The following is a 20070-nucleotide window of genomic DNA, read 5'->3' on the forward strand; positions in this document are numbered from 1 at the left end:
ATGGCGAACCCGGCGAAATTTCAACCCGCTCTCCGCAAAAACCGATGTTTTTTCGGCCGAGTTTTCACGTCAGACCACCAAAAAATGGCGGAGCTGACAATATCGCCACACCCTCCAGAGCTTGCCGCAGATCAACCCCGACCCGCGACATTAACCAATTCAATCATTTCAAAGTGAATAAAGTCTTATCCATTTGCTGGAGGCTATGACGGAAATGTGTACCAGCATCCATTGCGCGAGCCGAACCCGTGCGATAATTCATGAGGATGCAACTCATGAATAAAGCTCCCCAACGAATTCGCCACGAAACCCGCCTGCGCCTTCTCGAGGTGCAAGCAGTAAAGCGTATCACTCCGATGATGCTGCGTGTGACACTTGCTGGCGACCAGCTTGCGGGCTTCATTAGCCCTGGCTATGCGGATCATATCAAAATCTTCTTCCCGCCAGCCGGCAGCGATCCCGTCATGCCAGTAATGGGTCCTGAAGGTCTCGCTTTCCCACCGGACAGACCGCGGCCTGAAATGCGCGATTATACGCCGCGAGCATTCGACGCTGCCACCAATACGCTCGATATCGATTTTGTCCTGCACGGTGATGGACCCGCCTCGACCTGGGCCGCGCAGGCAAAGACCGGACAGAAGATCGTGATTGGCGGTCCACGCGGGTCGATGATCATTCCCGATGCTTTCGACTGGTATCTGCTTGCAGGCGATGAGACGGCCTTGCCAGCGATCAGCCGCCGCCTGGAAGAGCTGCCATCTTCCGCGCGTGCCGTCGCGGTGATCGAGGTCGCCAGCAGGCAGGAGGAGCAATCCCTCAAAACCGATGCCAGTGCAGAGATCACTTGGGTACATCGCGACGGCGCGGAGGCTGGCAACAACGATCTGCTGTTGCAAAAAATTACAGAGATCGAGCTGCCGGGCGGGGACTGCTACGCCTTCATTGCCGCCGAAAGCAATGTCTCGAAGGCGGTGCGGAATCATCTCGTTGAACAACGGAGCTTTGATGCCGAGTGGGTCAAAGCGGCCGGTTACTGGCTGCGCGGCGTAGCCGACGCACACGAGCCCCACTGACCATCCGCAAAATGGGAGTGCCCGCGCGATTGCCGCGAAGCATTGCTGCGCGCCGGCACTGGCATTTCCTCCCCTTTTCCGCCATATAAGCCTTCTATCGACAGAAGACGGTTATTACAGGCTAGCGAAGGCATGGCAGTATACGCGCAATTTGCAAAGATGAACGGACTTGGCAACGAAATCATCGTTGCCGACATGCGCTTGCGTACGGACCGGATTACGCCTGAAGCGGCGATTGCGCTCGACCGGGATCAAGCGACAAAATTTGACCAGATCATGGCCATTCACGCGCCCAGGACTGATGGCACGGAAGCTTATATCGAGATCATCAACTCCGACGGAACGCAAGCACAGGCCTGCGGCAATGGCATGCGGTGCGTAGTGCAGGCCTTGAGCTCCGAAACGGGCCGGCGCGAATTCACCTTTGAGACCATTGCCGGAATCCTGACCGCGCACGAGCATGCAGACGGGCAAATCTCCGTCGACATGGGCACGCCGCGCTTCGACTGGCAGGACATTCCGCTCGCCGAACCCTTTCACGACACGCGCAGGATAGAGCTTCAGATCGGACCGATCGATGCACCGGTCCTGCATTCGCCCTCGGTTGTCAGCATGGGCAATCCGCACGCGATCTTCTGGGTGGACCAGGATGTATGGACCTATGATCTTGAGCGCTTTGGGCCGCTCCTCGAGAACCATCCGATCTTTCCGGAACGCGCAAATATCTCGATCGCTCATGTGACGAGCGGCAACGCAATCACCCTTCGTACCTGGGAACGCGGTGCCGGTCTGACCAAGGCCTGCGGTTCTGCTGCCTGCGCGGCTGCCGTTTCGGCTGCTCGTACCGGACGCACGGATCGAGCCGTAACCGTTACTGTCCCGGGCGGACCGCTTTCGATCGAATGGCGTGAGAACGACCATGTGATCATGACCGGACCGGCAGAATGGGAATTTTCGGGAAGCCTGGACCCCGCAACCGGAGCCTGGCAGCGCGATGAGGCTGCGACTTCGCAGGGAGTTGCCTGATGGCTGTCGATGTCGTCACTTTCGGCTGCCGTCTCAACACCTACGAGTCGGAAGTCATGAAAAGAGAGGCCGACGCAGCTGGCCTCGGTACGCTGGCCGATGGCGCGATCATCTTCAATACCTGCGCCGTAACCAGCGAAGCTGTTCGCCAGGCGCGACAAGCCATACGCAAGGCACGCCGGGACAACCCGCAAGCGCGGATCATCGTTACCGGTTGCGCCGCTCAAACAGGTGCGGATGAGTTTGCCGCGATGGACGAAGTCGATCTCGTGCTAGGCAACGAGGAGAAGTTGAAATCCAATTCCTATCGGATGCTGCCGGATTTCGGCGTCAATCAGTTCGAGAAGGTGCGCGTCAACGACATCATGGAGGTGCGGGAAACCGCCTCGCATATGGTGGATGCGATAGAAGGTCGTGCGCGCGCGTTCGTTCAGGTGCAGAATGGCTGCGATCACCGCTGCACCTTCTGTATCATACCCTATGGGCGGGGTAACTCCCGCTCCGTTCCGATGGGCGGCGTGGTCGAACAGGTAAAGCGCCTCGTCGGCAATGGTTACAACGAAGTCGTGCTGACCGGCGTGGACATGACCAGCTATGGACCCGACCTGCCGGGTAATCTTCGCCTCGGCAAGCTGGTCAAGACGGTTCTGAAGGAGGTCCCCGATCTTCAGCGGCTGCGCCTTTCATCCATCGACTCCATTGAAGCCGACGACGAATTGATGGAAGCACTGGCGAGTGACAAACGCATGATGCCGCATCTGCATCTTTCATTGCAGTCCGGCGATAATATGATCCTCAAACGTATGAAGCGTCGCCATTTGCGCGAAGATTCGATCAGGTTCTGCGAGGACGTGCGCAAAATCAGACCTGATACCGTCTTCGGAGCGGATATTATCGCAGGTTTCCCGACCGAGACGGACGAGATGTTTCAGAACTCCATCCGCATTGTCGAAGAATGCGGACTGACGCATCTGCACGTCTTCCCGTTCAGCCCGCGCGAGGGAACACCGGCGGCGCGCATGCCGCAGCTAGACCGCCAGACAGTCAAGACACGCGCAGCAAGACTGCGGGCTGCGGGCGAGGCCGCCTATCGCCGTCATTTGCAATGTCTCGTTGGCACCACACAGAACATCCTCGTCGAACGTGAAGGTCTGGGCCGTACTGAAGGCTTTACGCTCGTTGCGGTCGATGACGGAATGCCCGGCCAAATCATCCGGCGCTCGATCAATGGCCATGACGGCGAGAAGCTGTTGGCCAATGATAGCAGCCAGCCCGCAGCATAACCTTAATCAGCAAAGCAGTTTTCATGGCTCTGGGTTTCATCAAGAAGATTTTCTCCTTCGGCAACAAAGAGGTCGAACAAGTTCCGGCGGAGAAGTCTCCAGCCGAGCTCGATCAGCTACCGACTACCGAAGAGCTTTACGAAGATATGGCCGTCCAGGAAAGGCCAGCTGAGCCCGTTGAAACTTCTGCCGCTGACGCGGAGCCGCTTGTTCCGGAGCCGCACACGGAAGAGTTGGCCGACCAACCCGAAATTCTGCCAGAAATTGAGCCCGTCATCGTCGAACCGGCCGAAATCGAATCGGTGGTTGAGCAATTATCCGAGGCAAGCGATGAGATCGTACCCCCCACGGGCGAGGCGGCAATCGAGCCCGTGCAGGGTAATGCACCAGAGACTCCCGTTGCCGAAGAAGCGCAAGCACCAGTACCCGGCGCTGCACCCAAACCTTCGAAAGTAACTGTTCGCAAGACGGTCGAAGAGAAGCTGGCTGAACAGCCGTCCATTGCGGAACCGGAACGACGGCTGTCCTGGTTCGAGCGCTTGCGCAAAGGGCTATTCCGGTCATCCCAGCAACTGGGTGATTCAATCGGCAGCATCTTTACCAAGGCCAAGCTCGACGAGGACACGCTGCAGGATCTGGAAGACGTGCTGATTCAGGCTGATCTTGGTATGGAAACGGCCATCCGCATCACCGGCGCCCTGAGTGCGACCCGATACGGCAAGGATATCAGCACCGAGGAAGTCCGCACCATCATGGCGTCGGAAATCGAGAAGGTGCTGGGCCCGGTGGCCAAACCACTCGAGCTCGACCTTTCGCACAAGCCGCATGTCATTCTCGTTGTCGGCGTCAATGGTACCGGCAAGACCACGACAATCGGCAAGCTTGCCGCGAAGCTTACAGCCGGCGGCCTCAACGTCATGCTCGCAGCCGGCGACACGTTTCGCGCGGCGGCCATCGAACAATTGCACATATGGGGCAAGCGCACCGGAGCACCTGTTATATCCTCAAAACTCGGCGCGGACGCTGCCGGCCTGGCTTTCGATGCCTGGAAGCAAGCGAAGGAAGCAGGAAGCGACGTACTGATCATCGACACGGCGGGTCGCTTGCAAAACCGGGCCGAGCTCATGGACGAACTCGCTAAAATCGTTCGTGTGCTGGGCAAGAACGATCCGGAAGCGCCGCATACCGTCCTGCAGACGCTTGATGCAACGACAGGGCAAAATGCGCTCAACCAGGTCGAAATTTTCAAGAACATCGCCGGCGTCAATGGTCTCGTGATGACCAAGCTTGACGGCACGGCGCGCGGCGGCATTCTTGTCGCAATCTCGGCAAAACACAAATTGCCGGTCTATTTCATCGGCGTGGGTGAGCAGGTCGAAGACCTCGAACCCTTTGCCGCGAGTGATTTTGCCAAAGCCATCGCAGGAGTTGCCTGATGGAACAGCCAATATTTGAAACCGATCCATCTGATCCTGCCCGCAAGGAAATCAACCCACTGCTCAAGCTGGCTTTGGAACTCGGCCCGCTGATGGTCTTCTTCTTCGCCAACGCCCGCGGCGCCTGGCTGATGGAGCGCTTTCCCGTGCTTGCCAATATAGGGGAGCCGATATTCATCGCGACAGCGCTTTTCATGGCGGCAACGGCGATTGCGCTCGCTGCCTCCTGGATTCTTGTCCGCAGCCTGCCCATCATGCCGCTGGTTTCCGGCATAGTTGTGCTGATCTTCGGAGCGCTGACGCTGTGGTTGCACAATGAAACTTTCATCAAGATGAAGCCGACAATCGTAAACTCATTGTTCGGAATCATTCTGCTTGGCGGGCTGTATTTCGGCAAATCCCTGCTCGGCTATGTCTTCGACAGCGCCTTCAAGCTGAATGCCGAGGGCTGGCGCAAGCTGACGATGCGCTGGGGCATCTTTTTTCTGTTTCTCGCCGTATTGAACGAAGTCGTCTGGCGCAGTTTCTCCACGGATTTCTGGGTAGCGTTCAAGGTTTGGGGCACGATGCCTATCACCCTGCTTTTCACCTTCGCGCAGATGCCGCTTATCATGAAATATTCCGTCGAGCCTGCAGTCCAGAAGGCGACGACCAAGGACTGACCACCTGCCACAATCCGGTTGAGATGGTCATGATTTCCGCCTGATCGCGACGAAATCCCGCCGTGATCCGCGCTCATGAACGTTTTAACGGCAACGGATCCTACAGGACGCATTCCATGAAAACGGCTCTCATCGTGATGACCTTGATGGGTTGCGACTGCGATGCGAAAATTTGCGAATTCATAAAGACCGCAGATGCTGGATGGACCAGTATCGAGCGGTGCAGAGCGGATCAGGAAAGCCAAATCCGCCAGAATACCAAGGGCGACTACCCGTTGATCACAGCGAGCTGCACCGTGAAAGCCCATGCCGGGCCGCTGGTTGCCAGCCATTCCTTCATCGTTCCACAGCCCGCTGGAGACCGGCCAATCGAAACGATTGCTCTCGGCACACCTGTAATTACGCCTGTCATGGTGGCAAAGAAGACTCCCTCCGGCTATCGGATGATCACTGTCCCCCTTACGCACGCATATGACAGCACGGCGAAAGCTGCGACCCGCGCGGCCGGTTGGGTCCGGCGCTATGCCATGCTGACAAACTAGAGCTGGGTCACTTATACTTCAGCGCCGCCTCGATTACAGGCATGAGCTCGTCGCGGATGGCTGCCTCTGTGAGTGGTCCGACATGCTTGTGGACGACGATGCCGTCCTTTCCCACCACGAAGGTTTCGGGAACGCCATATACGCCCCATTCGATTGCGGAGCGGCCGTTCAGATCGGCTCCGACTGCCTCATAGGGATTGCCGAGGTCGGCCAGAAAGCCAAGTACATTCTCGGTTTTATCCTTGTAGTTCAATCCGGTGAGCCGAAATCGCTTATCCCGAGACAATTGCATGAGCAGCGGGTGTTCGACACGGCAGGGCACACACCAGGAGCCAAAGACATTGACCAGAGTGACTTGCCCCTTGAACAATGCCGGATCGAGCCCGGGGACGGACGCGCCGTCTTTGTTCAGGCCGCTGACTGGCGGAAGAGACACATTGGGAGCGGGTTTGCCGATCAGCGCCGAAGGAATGACCGATTCGTCGCGGCCCGACGCGAGCTGAAACGCGAAAACGGCGGCCAGGGCCATGAACAGGATAAGCGGCAGAAAGACAAAGAGCAGGCTGCGTTTTCGCGTCGGCTTTTCGACTTGTTCCTGACTGGTCACGACGGATTATCCATCTTTGTCTCGGACCGGCGACGTATGCCGCGTGATTCAAGCTCCTGGAGCGCTTGCCGCTGGATCCGTTGATCGATTAGAATCCAGCCGATCAGGGCAGCAAGGACGATGATTGCTGCGCCGTAGGAGGCGAGCACGAAACCCGCATGGCCCATCATCGCACCTCCTGCTGCTTTGCCGGGCCCCGTTCGGCATTGCGCGCTGCGACACGGCGCATTGCCACGACGCGGCGGCGCCAGATTTCATTGCGCATGGCCATCATATGCAGGGTAAAAAAGAGAAGCGTAAATCCGATCGCCATCACCAGCAATGGCCTCAGATAGGATGGATCGAGCGTCGATCCGCCCATCCGCAAGACCGATGCGGGCTGATGCAGCGTGTTCCACCAATCGACCGAGAACTTTATTATCGGGATATTGATGAAACCGACGAGGGTGAGAATAGAAGTGGTTTTCGCCGACTTCGCCGGGTCATCCATGGCGCGGGTAAGGGCAATGATCCCGAGATACATCAGAAACAGGACAAACACTGAGGTGAGCCGCGCATCCCAGACCCACCACGTGCCCCACATCGGCTTTCCCCAGAGCGATCCCGTGATGAGTGCGAGCGCCGTGAACACCGCACCGATAGGGGCGGCGGCCTTGGCGGAAACGTCAGCCAGAGGGTGACGCCATACGAGGGTTCCGAGCGCCGCGATACTCATGATCGTATAGCACATCATCGACAGCCAGGCGAATGGCACATGGATGAACATGATCTGAACGGTCGAGCCCTGCTGGTAGTCGTCGGGTACGTTGATCGACATCCAGAATCCGACCGCAAGAACGAGTAGGGTCAGCCCGCCGAGCCATGGCAGAACGGCCCCGGCGAAGCTTAAAAACCGCGTGGGGTTAGCCAGATCAATCCATCGCCCGGTCTTGGATATCGCATCGCTCATGGTAATCTCTTAGCTTTCTGATGCCCTTTTCGCAAATCGTCACTGAGTCAATCAGCCGAAGACCTCAATGCTATGGCGGCTGCCACTGGTCCCAGCACCGCAAAGAACAGCGTAATCGCGCCGAGAATAAGGAAGGGTGCCAGAAATGGCGCGGGATCTTCAACTGCGCCATAGGACGCAGACACACCAAATATGAGCACCGGGATCGCCAGCGGCAGAATGATGACGGAAACCAGAAGCCCGCCGCGAGGCAGCGAAACTGCAACCGCAGCGCCAACGGCACCGATCAGCGTGATCGCAGGCGTACCAACCAGAAGCGTCAAGGCCGTCGCGCCAATGGCTGCGGGCTCCATGTTCATGAACAGGCCAAGCAACGGTGAAGCGATGACAAGCGGCAAAACGCTTACGGACCAGTGCGCGAGACATTTGACGAGGATCGTCAGTGGCAGCATGTGGCGCTCCGAGGCCATGATCAATAGATCAAGCGAACCATCGTCGCGATCCGCCTGGAAGAGGCGGTCGAGACCAAGCAGGGTAGCAAGCAGCGCACCGACCCAGAGCATGGCCGCGCCAATACGCGCAAGCAGCTTCAGATCCGGACCAACCCCGAAGGGAACTACCGCAATCACCGCCAGAAAGAACAATATGCCAACCAGGGCTCCGCCGCCGGCGCGTAATCCCAGCCGGACGTCGCGCAGGAACAATGCGCCCATTATAAGGGGGCTCCCAGCGCCAGTTCCTTTGATCCGGCAAGTCCCAGCGGCAGGTGGGTCGCCGCAACGATCAATCCGCCCCGTGCCAGATGCTCTTGCATAAGCGCGGCAAACTGGGTCTCCGACGCTTTGTCCAATCCTGCTGTTGGTTCATCGAGCAGCCAGACCGGACGTTCGCTGGTCAGGAGCCGGGCGATGCTCGCACGGCGCTTCTGCCCGGTCGAAAGATAGCCGAAGGGAAGGTGACCGATTTCACCAAGACCGACGCGTTCAAGTGCTTCGGCTATCGAGTACTTCCCTCTCCCGTTGAACGATTGCCAGAAATGCAGGTTTTCATGGACGCTCAGAACCTGTTTCATGGCGTTGAGGTGCCCGAGGTAATGGGCTGCGGCTGCGAGCCCCTCAAACGCGGCTGGTTCACCTTCGAGCCGAAGCGTCCCTTCCGCCTGGGCAAGCAGCCCCGCGATGATTCGCAACAGCGTCGACTTACCCGAACCGTTGCGGCCGGTTACCAGCAGCGCTTCACCGGCGGAGACCATGAAATCGAGCCCGTGAAACAGCAGCTCGCCACCCCTCTCCCCACCCAGCTTTTCAGCAACCAACCGCATGAAAGATCCGCTTTTTGACACTTGTGAAACACCGCGCGATCATTTCGACGCAGCATGTACTTTTGAACAATTCCGGTCTGGCACAGATCGGTGAAAAACTCTATATAGCTGTCAACCATACCAGCGGTCGGTGTGGAAACCATTTTGGCCGATCTCGAAATGCAGGCGCCGGTTTTCGGAACTGTAGCGGGACGGACAGCGGAAATGACTGCACCCGCACCTTAGCGCGTCCTTGAAACGCGGCAAAGGCGTTCGTCCCGGGTTTAGGCCTCAGCATAAGGACGAACGCAAAAATGTCTCAGATTGACAGTTTCAAATGTCGTAAAACCCTCACTGTGGGGGACAAGGAATACGTTTATTATAGTTTGACCGAGGCCGAAAAGAACGGTCTGGAAGGTATTTCAGCTCTTCCATTTTCCATGAAGGTTCTCCTCGAAAATCTGCTTCGCTTTGAAGACAACCGCTCGGTCTTCAAGAAGGATATCGAGGCTGTGGCCGCATGGCTCGTCGACCGCGGCAGCGCCGGCGCAGAAATTGCCTATCGTCCAGCGCGCGTCCTGATGCAGGACTTTACCGGTGTTCCAGCAGTCGTGGATCTTGCAGCAATGCGCGACGCAATGGTCAATCTCGGTGGTGATCCTGAGAAGATCAATCCGCTCGTTCCTGTCGATCTCGTCATCGATCACTCCGTTATCGTGGACGAGTTCGGCAATCCCCAGGCTTTCAAGCGCAATGTCGATCTGGAGTACGAACGTAATGGCGAGCGTTACCGCTTCCTGAAATGGGGCCAGCAGGCATTCAAGAACTTCCGCGTGGTTCCGCCCGGCACGGGCATCTGCCATCAGGTCAACCTCGAATATCTGGCGCAGGGCGTGTGGACAAAGGAAGAGGATGGCGTGACCGTCGCTTATCCGGATACTTGCGTCGGGACCGACTCGCACACGACCATGGTCAACGGCCTCGGCGTTCTCGGCTGGGGCGTAGGCGGTATCGAGGCCGAGGCCTCCATGCTCGGCCAGCCCGTTTCGATGCTTCTGCCCGAAGTCATCGGCTTCCGGCTGACCGGCAAGGTCAAGGAAGGTGTCACAGCGACCGATCTGGTTCTCACGGTCGTGCAGATGCTGCGCAAGAAGGGCGTTGTCGGGAAATTCGTCGAGTTCTACGGGCCTGGCCTCGAGAGCATGACGCTGGCGGACCGCGCTACGATTGGCAATATGGGTCCGGAATATGGCGCGACCTGTGGCTTCTTCCCGATAGACGGCGAAACCATCAACTACATGCACATGTCGGGACGCGACGAAGAACGCCTTGCTCTCGTCGAGGCTTATTCCAGAGCCCAGGGCATGTGGCGCGAACCCGGTTCCGCCGATCCTGTATTCACGGATACGCTGGAGCTTGATCTCGGCACCGTCGTACCCTCGATGGCCGGGCCAAAGCGCCCCGAAGGCCGCATCGCACTTGAAGGAATTGCGTCGGGCTTCCACGAGTCCCTGCAGAAGGAATACAAGAAGACCACGCAGCTTGATGCCCGCTATCAGGTGGAAGGTGAGGATTACGATCTCGGTCATGGCGATGTTGCCATCGCGGCGATTACGTCCTGCACCAATACATCGAACCCGAGCGTGCTGATTGCGGCAGGCCTTCTCGCCCGCAACGCCGTTGCCAGAGGCTTGAAGTCCAAGCCTTGGGTCAAGACATCGCTTGCACCGGGTTCACAGGTCGTCGCGGCCTATCTCGAAAGCGCCGGGCTGCAGGATTCGCTCGACGCACTGGGCTTCAACCTGGTCGGCTTCGGATGCACGACCTGTATCGGCAATTCCGGTCCACTACCGGCGCCGATCTCGAGGACAATCAATGACAAGGGCCTGATCGCGGCAGCCGTCCTGTCGGGCAATCGCAACTTCGAGGGACGGGTTTCGCCGGATGTGCAGGCAAACTACCTTGCCTCGCCACCCCTCGTCGTCGCTTATGCCCTCGCGGGTACCGTGACCCGGGATCTGACCACCGAACCTCTGGGCGAGGATCAGAACGGCAATCCGGTGTTCCTCAAGGATATCTGGCCCTCGTCGCATGAGATTCAGGAGTTCATCACCAGGAACGTTACGCGGAAGCTGTTCTCAGCCAAATATGCGGACGTGTTCAAGGGCGATGAGAACTGGCAGGCGGTGAAGGTTCCGGCCGGCCAGACCTATGCCTGGGACGATCAATCCACCTATGTGCAGAATCCGCCATACTTCGTTGGCATGGGCAAGACGCCGGGCAAGGTAAACGATATCAAGGGTGCTCGAATCCTTGGGCTGTTCGGAGACAAGATCACCACGGACCACATTTCTCCGGCCGGTTCTATCAAGGCCGCTTCACCGGCGGGACAATATTTGACCGACCATGGCGTGGCGCCGTTGGACTTCAACCAGTACGGCACGCGCCGCGGCAACCATGAAGTCATGATGCGTGGCACGTTCGCCAACATCCGCATCCGCAACTATATGCTTGGCGAAAATGGCCGCGAAGGCGGTTACACGATCCACTATCCTACCAAGGAAGAGATGCCAATCTACGATGCCGCCATGCAGTATCGCAGCGAGAACGTCCCTCTGGTGATCTTCGCTGGCGTTGAATACGGCAATGGCTCGTCGCGGGACTGGGCAGCCAAGGGCACAAGCCTGCTCGGAGTTCGTGCCGTGATTGCCCAGTCCTTCGAGCGAATTCACCGTTCGAACCTGGTTGGCATGGGCATTGTGCCATTCGTTCTCGAAGATGGCACAAGCTGGCAGTCGCTGGCGCTCAAGGGAGACGAAATCATCTCCATCGAAGGCCTTGCCACGATCCAGCCACGCCAGAAGACGTTCGCTACGGTCACCTACGCCGATGGCGGGGTAAGACAGGTGCCGCTGATTTGCCGCATCGATACGATCGACGAGCTGGAATATCTCAAGAACGGCGGCATCCTGCAGTACGTTCTGCGCGATCTTGCCGCCTGATCGCAGCAAAAGCATCCGAAATAGATGAGCCGCCGGGAATCCGGCGGCCTTCCGCCCGTGCAGGCTGGAAACGTGATCGAATTCACCTCAAAGTGACTTCCTGTTGAAACGACGGGCTCCTATCAATCTTGCACGATAACAATCAAGAATAATCGGGAAGAAATCAGACACCTTGTCTCCGCGCAACCTATCCAGACGTATTCTGATCGCCACGCCGCTCATGGTTGCGATTGTCTATGGGCTGCCGGTCTGCGCCAAGGACTTGGGCGAAAAGCCGGAGGGTGTCGTCGAGCTTTACACTTCCCAAGGATGCGGATCATGCCCGCCTGCGGACGCCGTGCTGAAGGCCCTTGCGGCCGAGGGCAAGGTGGTCGCTCTGGCCTTTCATGTCGACTATTGGGACTATCGCGGTTGGACAGACAGCCTGGCAGTCCCGGAAAATACCGATCGCCAGAATGCCTACAAGGTAGCTCTGGGCATGAACGGCATCTATACGCCCCAGGTAATCCTCAACGGCCGTGAGCATATGAACGGTCAGGACGGACAGAAGATCCGCAGGCGCATCGCGGAAATGCGTAACACGCCGACCGGGCTCACGATCCCTGTGACCATAGAGAAAACCGCCAAGGACAGGCTTGTGATCGACATCGGCGCTGGTCCGGCTGCAAGCAACCCCGTTCGAGTTCTGCTGGCCTATTTCAACAGGGAAAGCGTGGTCGCGATTCCTGACGGCGAGAATGTCGGCCGGAAGGTGAGCTACGCCAACAGCGTACGGGCCATGGACACCGTGGGCATGTGGGACGGCACCGCACAGAAGATTGAAATACCGCTCAGTGAAATCGCGAGCAAGAAGGCCACCGGTTGCGCCGTGCTACTGCAGGAGATGCTTGGTGAAGGCAAACCAGGCCCTATTATTGGCGCCTCGATCATGGCGGCGAAACCCTGAACCGCCAAGAAAAACAGGCCGGATGAATCCGGCCTGAAATATTGGGGCATGTTACCTAACGAGACTTGTCGGGTCCACCCGAACAATCCGTTGGGCGGGGGGCTTGGGGTATCGGACTGGTCGAGGCCGACCCGGGTCTCAGGCAAACATGCGCTGAATGGTGGGTGCGGAATCGGGCGGCAATGCGAACAGAATATGGCGAGAACGTGTCCGATTATCACCATTGAAGTCACGGCGTATTTGTTCGTGAGAAGGCTGGATTTCAAAGCAGGCATCAAACTCGCCTCCTCTTGCCGATCCGGACTTGTAAAATGACGCGGATCAGGCCACCTTTATGTCATCCAGGTGTCACACGACAGTTTTCAAAGGCGGTTGATTGATGGACGGCAATGCAGGTGGCGACGACTCGCAACAGCAGGCTAAACTTATCTCCCTTGTCCGAACCCATGATTTACCGGTTACTTTCAACCGGCGTGAGCTTGACCAGATTCTGCGCGTCTATGGTTTCATGGTGTCTGCGGGCGAGTGGCGAGACTACGCTATCGACCATTTGACGGATCGTGCGGTGTTCTCGATCTTTCGGCGAACCAGTGAAGTACCGATGTTCCGTGTCGAAAAAACGCCGCGACTTGCACGCAAACAGGGCGCCTACAGCGTCATTGCCGCAAGCGGACTCGTTCTTAAACGTGGGCATGAACTCGACCGAGTGCTTCGGGTGTTCGACAAAACACTCAGTGTAGTGCGAGGTTAGGCAATTCTAGGTTCTCAGCGGAGGGCTACCCGGCAAGGTTTCCGCGCCGCCATTCATCTCCAGCTGCATCAGCACGGTGTCTAGCCAACGGCCGTGCTTGAAGCCGGAGCCCTTGATCGTACCGGAATGCTTGAAGCCGGCGCTCAGGTGCAGACGAACCGACGCCGACCCCTCGTGACCATCCCCAATGACGGCAATGAACTGCCGGAACCCAAGCGCGGTGCAATCCTCGATCAGCTGCTGCAGCAGGATTTTGCCTAAACCTTTGCCCTTTGCCTCAGGTGCGATGTAGATCGAATCTTCGACTGACCACCAATAGGCCGGACGGGTGCGGAAATAGCTGGCATAGGCATAGCCGATGACCACATCGTCGAGTTCGGCAACAACGTACGGAAATCCATCACCGGTGATTGAGTGGAAACGCCGCGTCATCTCGTCCCTGTCAGGCGGATCTATCTCGTAGGTCGCCGTTCCGTGCAGGACAGCGTCGCGATAAATCTCGGTTATGGCGGGGAGATCGGCGGGACGAGCCGAGCGGATCTGGATCTCAGACATGGTTCACATTCGATCTGCAAATATGGGTGCGCCATGGCCACGACGCGTTTTGTTCATTAAGGCAAATTTGGCTCTAAGCTCTTGCCGGTCTGAATGCAATCACCTTGCGAAAAAGGGCAGCGTTTCCGCTGCCCTTCTAGACGAACCGAGCTTCGATCGATCAGTTGCGGTTACCGAGAAACTGCAACAGGAACACGAACATGTTGATGAAGTCGAGGTACAGTCTCAACGCACCCATGATCGCCTTGCGGCCATACGTGTCCGAACTGTCGCCTTCGTAGTACATCTCCTTGATACTCTGCGTGTCATAGGCAGTCAGGCCCGCGAAGACGAGAACGCCGATAGCTGAGATTGCGAACTGCAAAGCGCTGGACTGCAGGAAGATGTTGACCAGCGAAGCAAGGATGATACCGATCAGCCCCATGAACAGGAACGAGCCCATCCCGGACAAATCACGCTTGGTCGTGTAACCATACAGTGACAGAGCGCCGAAGGACGCAGCCGTGATGAAGAAGGTCTGGACGATGCTCCCGGACGTATAGACGAGGAAGATCGATGAAAGCGACGCTCCGACCAACGCGGCATAGACCCAGAACGTGGTCTGCGCGGCGGCCACCGACATCGAATTGATGCGGAAGCTCAAGAAGAATACTGCCGCGAGCGGCGCGAGCATGACGATCCACTTCAACGGCGACACATAGAAGGTTACGCCGAAGCTGGTCAGCATCTTGCCGTTCGGCAATGTCGCGGCGGCCAGCGAAGGATCGTTGGTCGTTGTCATGTAAACGATTGCAAGAGCGGCCAAACCGGTCACTGCAAGACCGATACCCATCAGGTTGTACACCTTCAGCATGTAGCTGCGCAGACCTTGATCGATCCCCGCGTCCACACGCACTCCGGCCGATGTACGGGCCTGGATGTTGCGATAGTCAGCCATGGTTTTCCTCATTTGCTTCGTCCCGCCCCTGTGTCGGGGACTATCCCCAGGCGCCGCTGGCGGGACCCCGGCATGCCTTGCAAGAATTATGGTGATTTATGGCCCCGATAACAAGACCTGATTCGCTCAAGACCCCGTCTGGAAGACGGTAGCAGGCCAGAATCTACCAAGATTACGCATATTTAATGATTTCAAAGGTTTCGCAAAATCGGTGCCGACTTCTGGCCGAGTATTCGCCACGTGCCTGCAAGGCCGAACCCAACGGTTAGTACCAGCGCAACTATCAACGTCATGACGGCGACTTGGGGCTGAAACGATGCGGAAAGCGTCATGACCCGAACAACGACGTACCATGCGGCCGCACTCCCCGCGAGAAGCGCGAAAATGGCTGTGGAGAGCCCGAGCAACATATATTCCAGCGTGAAAGCCTTGATCAGAGTGCGCCTTGTGGCTCCGAGCGTCTTCAACACGACCGCATCATGGATGCGCGCGCGGTTTCCAGCGGCCAACGCACCACCGAGCACCAGGATCGACGCGATAAGTGCCACTGACGCCGCCGCGCGGATTGCCACGGCCAATTGTCCAACCAGCTCGTTGGCGATGGTGATTGCATCCTTTACCCGCACCGTGGTCACCGCCGGAAAGCTCCGCGTGACCTCGCGCATGACGAGAGCTTCCTGCTGCGAACTGGCTGTAGGATCCGTGAGGGTGGCTAGCCAGGCATGCGGCGCACCGGCGAAAGTATTGGGCGAAAAAACCATGACGAAATTGATGGCGAGCGATTCCCATTGCAGCTGGCGGAAATTCGCGATCCGCGCGGTGACGTTGCGCCCAAGCACGTTGACTGTCACGGTGTCGCCGATCTTCAAGCCAAGATTTTCCGCCTCTTCCGCCGAGAAGGACACAAGCGGTTCGCCGGAATAGTCCGCTGGCCACCACGTGCCTTTTGTGAGAGTGGAGTTCTCCGGTACATTCCTGGCATAGGTTATTCCCCGGTCGCCGCGCAGCACCCAGGCGCCCTCCGGTGGGATGACGAGCTTCGTGATATCCGTGCCGTTGAACGCGACGATGCGGCCGCGCAGCATCGGCGCGCTGACGATCTTGCCGTTTGGCGACGTGCCTTGCAAAAGGGCGGTGAATTGGTCGACGTCTCTGTTCTGTATGTCGACAAAGAAGAAATTTGGAGCGCGTTCGGGCAGGTTGCCGGCCAATTGCTGACGCAGGCTGCCGTCGATGAGTGCAAGCGTGACGAGCAGAGTCAATCCAAGCCCCAGCGAGAGAACGACCGAGGGGGTGAGAGCGCCCGGCCTGTGAATGTTCCCGATGGCGAGACGCAGCGCCGTCGAACGCACGCGCGGCGAGCGGCGGGCAAGCCACTGGACCAGCACGGAAACCGCGCGCAGGACGACGAATGAGAATGCAACGGCAGCGACAAAAATCATGGCAATTCGCCGGTCATAGGCAAAGACCACCGCAAGCAGACAAAGGACCGCAATAGGAATGACTGCCGCGACGATATAGACCGGTTTAGGCCAGCCTTTCTGCTCGAACCCCTGCTCGCGGAAGAGCGCTGTTGCCGGGACATCCCTTGCACGTCCGAGCGGTAAAATGGCGAATGCAAGCGTCGTGAGAAGCCCAAAAACCGCCGCTGCCAGCAATGCGCCGGGAAAGAATCCTCCCTTGGAGGCAATCGGCAAAACACCTTGCAACGCGTACCCGGCGACGTATGGAATTATAGCCGCAAGCACCAGCCCGATGAAAATGCCAAGCAGTGCTATGATCACGATCTGCATCAGATAGACTGCTATGACGAACCAGCCTGGAGCGCCAAGCGATTTGAACGTTGCGATGACACCACGCTTTCCATCGAGATACGCCCTGACGGCATTGGCGACTCCTACGCCACCAACAATCAGGGAAGTCAGTCCGACCAGGGTCAAGAATTGTGAGAATCGCTCTATGTTGGCGCTGAGGGAGGGCGCCGCGTTGGAGCGGCTGCGTATGGTCCACCCGGCTTGCGGAAATTGTTTCTGCGCTTCGTCGCGAAGTGCAACGATGTCGGTCTCATTCGTTCCTGCAGGCAAGGCGATCTTGTAAGTGTGATCGACCAGGCTTCCGGGCTGTACAAGGCCTGCGGCCTCCAGTCCGTCCAGCGACACCATGAACCGGGGTGCGAAGCCGAAACCGTCGGAGAGAAGATCCGGCTCGTTGACGATGACGGAGCGCAACTCGAACGTGGCGGACCCAAGAAGAACACGGTCTCCGATTTTCAGATTGAGCCGGTCAAGGAATATCTGGGCAACGGCCGCGCCGTAAACGCCACTTTCCTCATCAAACAGGCTCGCATGATCAAGTGCCGGCGCGGTTTCGAGGCTTCCATAGAGCGGATAGGCTTTGTCCACGGCCTTGACTTCGACCAGTGATTGGTCGGAACCGTCAGCGAGCCTCGCCATGGACCGCATGTTTGCGCTGACGGCTACGCGCCCTTTGCTTTCCAGAAATTTGTGCTCGTCCGGATTGACCTCGCGTTGGTTGAGCTGGAATCGTATATCGCCGCCAAGGATGCTTTGACCTTGCGTGGAAATTCCAGCCGTAACCGAGTTAGCGACCGAGTTGACGCCGCCAATAGCGGCAACTCCAAGCGCAATGCAGGCAAGAAAAATATAGAACCCTGACAAGCCGCTTCGCATTTCACGCAAAGCGAAGCGCAACGCCAGTTTCAATGACGGTGAGGAGCGGACCAGGGACACGTCGCTCATGCGCTCTTCGCCAGCTCCGGCGCATCCTCATCCGCCTCGACGAGGCCGGACCGGACGCGTATCTCCCTGTCGCAGCGCCCGGCAAGCGTTGCATCGTGCGTGACGAGCACGAGCGTCACGCCGAATTCTTTCTGTTTCTCGAACAGGAGATCGGCTATCTGGCGGCCTGTCTGGGTATCAAGATTGCCTGTGGGTTCGTCAGCGATAAGTATCTTTGGCGAAGGAGCGAGCGCGCGGGCAATCGCAACGCGCTGCTGCTCGCCGCCCGAGAGTTCTCCCGGATAATGGGTAACGCGATCAGCAAGACCGACCGCGGCCAGCACATTGGCGGCAATGGCAAAGGCATTCGGGTTTCCCGCAAGCTCGAGCGGTACCGCAACGTTTTCCAGTGCCGTCATGTTGGGGATCAGGTGAAACGACTGGAAGACGATGCCGATATTCCGGCCGCGGAATGCCGCGACCTGGTCTTCGCTCATGGTCTCGAGTTTCTTGCCCGCAATGCGAACCGATCCGGAATCCACTCGCTCGAGTCCCGCAAGCACCATCAACAGGGTCGATTTACCCGAGCCGGAGGGGCCTACTATGCCAACTGATTGCCCCGACTGGATATTCAGGGAGACGCCTTTCAGAACGTGCACCGAAGAAGCGCCGCTGCCAAGTGTCAACTCAATGTGATCAAGCGCGATAACGGATTCAGTCACGAGGCACTTCCTTTGCGGTATGGTCACTACCAGATTGATCTGCAGCTCTGATATGGGTACCCAAGAATGAGATTCAAATCACTGATACAATTCTTCGTTTTATCTAGTCTTGTTGCCTTGCCATCCCAGGCATTGGCCAATCAAAATGCCGTGTCCGATCGTCCGCTGACAGTCGTCGGCTTTGGCGACAGCCTCATGTCCGGCTTTCAATTGCCAGTTCAGGATTCCTTCACAGCCCAGCTGGAAAAGGCGCTAAGGGACAAGGGCATCAATGTAACAATCACCAATGCAGGTGTCGCGGGCGAAACGACTGCGGACGGGGTGTCGAGGTTGGACTGGTCCATCCCGGAGGGGACGGACATCGTGATCCTGGAATTCGGCGCCAATGATGCACTTCGCGGTATTGCGCCCGAGATCAGCGAAAAGAACCTTTCAGACATGATCGAGAAGCTGAAGCAACGCAATGTTCGCGTCATACTGGCCGGTATGCTGGCTCCCCCAAATATGGGCAATGATTTTGCAGACAAGTTCAACGCGATCTTTCCGCGGCTGGCGAACAAGTACGACGTGCCCCTCTATCCCTTCTTCCTGGATGGTGTGGCGACGGTGAAATCGCTTCAGCTCGAAGATGGCGAACATCCGAACACCGAGGGTGTTGCGAAGATGGTCGAAGGCTTTTTGCCGATCATGGAAGAGACCATAAGCCAGCACACGGCATCAAAATAGACGTTCAATAGGTCCCGTGATGCAGCCGGCGGGCGGTACTGCCGCCTTTTGGATGAGCCGTGTCCAATTTGTCGCGCCGGAGGATAATCTGAACTTATGCCTTGCTCGCGAGTTCATTCGATGATTCTCTAAAGTCACAACTCGATTCGGGGAGGATGCCTTATGCCGCGTCTCTTTACTGCCCTCGAAATCCCGAGGGACGCCGCTCTCTCACTATCGCTCTTGCGTGGTGGCTTGCCGGGTGCCCGCTGGATTGATGTTGAAAACTATCACATCACGTTGCGCTTTATCGGAGATATCGAAGGCCATGTCGCCGACGAGATCGCCAATGCACTAGACCGCATCAGGCGGCCGGAATTTACGCTACAACTCTCTGGCGTGAACGCCTTCGGCTCCAAAAAACCGCATAGCCTCATTGCCAGTGTTTCTCCGTCTCCGGATATTCAAGCGCTGCATGCTGAAATCGAGCGCATATGCCAGCGGCTCATGTTGCCGCCTGATCAACGCAAGTTCACCCCGCATGTGACGCTCGCGCGGCTGCGGAATGTCCGAAACGAGGAAGTTGCCCACTATTTGTCTTCCCGCGGAAATTTCTCGACAGCACCATTCACGATAGGACGTTTCGTGTTGATGTCCTCGCGCGATTCCGTCGGCGGGGGACCCTATATAGTCGAGGAAGCCTGGCCGCTCGAGGCGGCACGCGCCTCCTACCATAGCCGTGTACAAACACCTGTGGAGGCTGCCAGAATCATTCGGTAAGCACTTCGAAAATCGACGCTCGTACATGAGCGTATCAGGACAGCTCTGAACCTGTT

General features: G+C 57.7%; 20 protein-coding genes. 11 read left to right on the forward strand and 9 right to left on the reverse strand.

Annotated features, from left to right (window positions below; all coding sequences use genetic code 11):
• The first annotated feature begins 275 nt into the window (after positions 1 to 275).
• The 6 genes from CU100_RS01275 to CU100_RS01300 all read left to right on the forward strand — a co-directional run bounded on the left by CU100_RS01275 (position 276) and on the right by CU100_RS01300 (position 6022).
• Positions 276 to 1073 carry a siderophore-interacting protein gene (locus tag CU100_RS01275; protein ID WP_245418896.1) on the forward strand — a complete coding sequence of 266 codons (798 nt, stop codon included), beginning with the start codon at positions 276 to 278 and terminating at the stop codon, positions 1071 to 1073.
• Positions 1074 to 1205: 132 nt separating this feature from the next.
• Entirely contained in the window at positions 1206 to 2099 is an 894-nt protein-coding gene (dapF, locus tag CU100_RS01280; protein WP_106714752.1) for a diaminopimelate epimerase, read from the forward strand.
• A complete protein-coding gene (gene mtaB / locus CU100_RS01285; protein WP_106714753.1) occupies positions 2099 to 3382 on the forward strand; it encodes a tRNA (N(6)-L-threonylcarbamoyladenosine(37)-C(2))-methylthiotransferase MtaB in 1284 nt (427 codons plus the stop codon). Before dapF ends, mtaB begins: the two co-directional genes overlap by 1 nt.
• A 23-nt stretch (positions 3383 to 3405) precedes the next feature.
• Entirely contained in the window at positions 3406 to 4818 is a 1413-nt protein-coding gene (ftsY, locus tag CU100_RS01290) for a signal recognition particle-docking protein FtsY (protein ID WP_106714754.1), read from the forward strand.
• Complete coding sequence (locus CU100_RS01295; protein WP_106714755.1) at positions 4818 to 5480, forward strand: septation protein A; 663 nt, start codon at positions 4818 to 4820, stop codon at positions 5478 to 5480. Before ftsY ends, CU100_RS01295 begins: the two co-directional genes overlap by 1 nt.
• A 116-nt stretch (positions 5481 to 5596) precedes the next feature.
• A complete protein-coding gene (locus CU100_RS01300; protein ID WP_146141785.1) occupies positions 5597 to 6022 on the forward strand; it encodes a hypothetical protein in 426 nt (141 codons plus the stop codon).
• A gap of 7 nt (positions 6023 to 6029) precedes the next feature.
• Here CU100_RS01300 and CU100_RS01305 read toward each other — a convergent pair whose 3' ends face one another.
• The 5 genes from CU100_RS01305 to ccmA are packed head-to-tail and all read right to left on the reverse strand — an operon-like array spanning position 6030 to position 8899.
• Positions 6030 to 6629, reverse strand: coding sequence for a DsbE family thiol:disulfide interchange protein (locus CU100_RS01305; RefSeq protein WP_106714757.1), 600 nt, complete (start codon positions 6627 to 6629; stop codon positions 6030 to 6032).
• Positions 6626 to 6799, reverse strand: a complete 174-nt coding sequence (ccmD, locus tag CU100_RS01310; RefSeq protein ID WP_106714758.1) for a heme exporter protein CcmD — start codon at positions 6797 to 6799, stop codon at positions 6626 to 6628. The genes CU100_RS01305 and ccmD overlap by 4 nt, the downstream gene beginning before the upstream one ends.
• Complete coding sequence (locus CU100_RS01315) at positions 6796 to 7578, reverse strand: heme ABC transporter permease (RefSeq protein WP_106714759.1); 783 nt, start codon at positions 7576 to 7578, stop codon at positions 6796 to 6798. The genes ccmD and CU100_RS01315 overlap by 4 nt, the downstream gene beginning before the upstream one ends.
• 47 nt (positions 7579 to 7625) lie before the next feature.
• A complete protein-coding gene (gene ccmB, locus CU100_RS01320; protein ID WP_106714760.1) occupies positions 7626 to 8291 on the reverse strand; it encodes a heme exporter protein CcmB in 666 nt (221 codons plus the stop codon).
• Positions 8291 to 8899 carry a heme ABC exporter ATP-binding protein CcmA gene (gene ccmA / locus CU100_RS01325; RefSeq protein ID WP_106714761.1) on the reverse strand — a complete coding sequence of 203 codons (609 nt, stop codon included), beginning with the start codon at positions 8897 to 8899 and terminating at the stop codon, positions 8291 to 8293. The genes ccmB and ccmA overlap by 1 nt, the downstream gene beginning before the upstream one ends.
• A 293-nt stretch (positions 8900 to 9192) precedes the next feature.
• Between ccmA and acnA the strand changes: the two genes are divergently transcribed.
• The 3 genes from acnA (at position 9193) to CU100_RS01340 (ending at position 13577) form a co-directional block, all read left to right on the forward strand.
• Complete coding sequence (acnA, locus tag CU100_RS01330; protein ID WP_106714762.1) at positions 9193 to 11880, forward strand: aconitate hydratase AcnA; 2688 nt, start codon at positions 9193 to 9195, stop codon at positions 11878 to 11880.
• 172 nt (positions 11881 to 12052) lie between these two features.
• Entirely contained in the window at positions 12053 to 12826 is a 774-nt protein-coding gene (locus CU100_RS01335; RefSeq protein WP_245418897.1) for a DUF1223 domain-containing protein, read from the forward strand.
• A gap of 379 nt (positions 12827 to 13205) precedes the next feature.
• A complete protein-coding gene (locus tag CU100_RS01340; RefSeq protein ID WP_106714763.1) occupies positions 13206 to 13577 on the forward strand; it encodes a DUF2794 domain-containing protein in 372 nt (123 codons plus the stop codon).
• Between the two features lie 6 nt (positions 13578 to 13583).
• Here CU100_RS01340 and CU100_RS01345 read toward each other — a convergent pair whose 3' ends face one another.
• From CU100_RS01345 to CU100_RS01360, 4 genes are all read right to left on the reverse strand, one after another.
• Positions 13584 to 14132, reverse strand: a complete 549-nt coding sequence (locus tag CU100_RS01345) for a GNAT family N-acetyltransferase (RefSeq protein WP_106714764.1) — start codon at positions 14130 to 14132, stop codon at positions 13584 to 13586.
• Positions 14133 to 14292: 160 nt separating this feature from the next.
• On the reverse strand, positions 14293 to 15069 hold the full coding sequence (locus tag CU100_RS01350) for a Bax inhibitor-1/YccA family protein (protein WP_106714765.1): 777 nt from the start codon (positions 15067 to 15069) through the stop codon (positions 14293 to 14295).
• A 191-nt stretch (positions 15070 to 15260) separates the two neighbouring features.
• Complete coding sequence (locus CU100_RS01355) at positions 15261 to 17828, reverse strand: ABC transporter permease (protein WP_106714766.1); 2568 nt, start codon at positions 17826 to 17828, stop codon at positions 15261 to 15263.
• A complete protein-coding gene (locus CU100_RS01360; protein WP_106714767.1) occupies positions 17825 to 18529 on the reverse strand; it encodes an ABC transporter ATP-binding protein in 705 nt (234 codons plus the stop codon). The genes CU100_RS01355 and CU100_RS01360 overlap by 4 nt, the downstream gene beginning before the upstream one ends.
• A 66-nt stretch (positions 18530 to 18595) precedes the next feature.
• Between CU100_RS01360 and CU100_RS01365 the strand changes: the two genes are divergently transcribed.
• Together CU100_RS01365 and thpR are read left to right on the forward strand one after the other, a co-directional pair.
• Positions 18596 to 19255, forward strand: a complete 660-nt coding sequence (locus CU100_RS01365) for an arylesterase (RefSeq protein WP_106714768.1) — start codon at positions 18596 to 18598, stop codon at positions 19253 to 19255.
• A gap of 162 nt (positions 19256 to 19417) precedes the next feature.
• On the forward strand, positions 19418 to 20014 hold the full coding sequence (gene thpR, locus CU100_RS01370; RefSeq protein WP_106714769.1) for an RNA 2',3'-cyclic phosphodiesterase: 597 nt from the start codon (positions 19418 to 19420) through the stop codon (positions 20012 to 20014).
• The last annotated feature ends 56 nt before the right edge of the window (positions 20015 to 20070 follow it).

This window comes from Phyllobacterium endophyticum (assembly GCF_003010935.1).
Taxonomy (GTDB): Bacteria; Pseudomonadota; Alphaproteobacteria; order Rhizobiales; family Rhizobiaceae; genus Phyllobacterium; species Phyllobacterium endophyticum.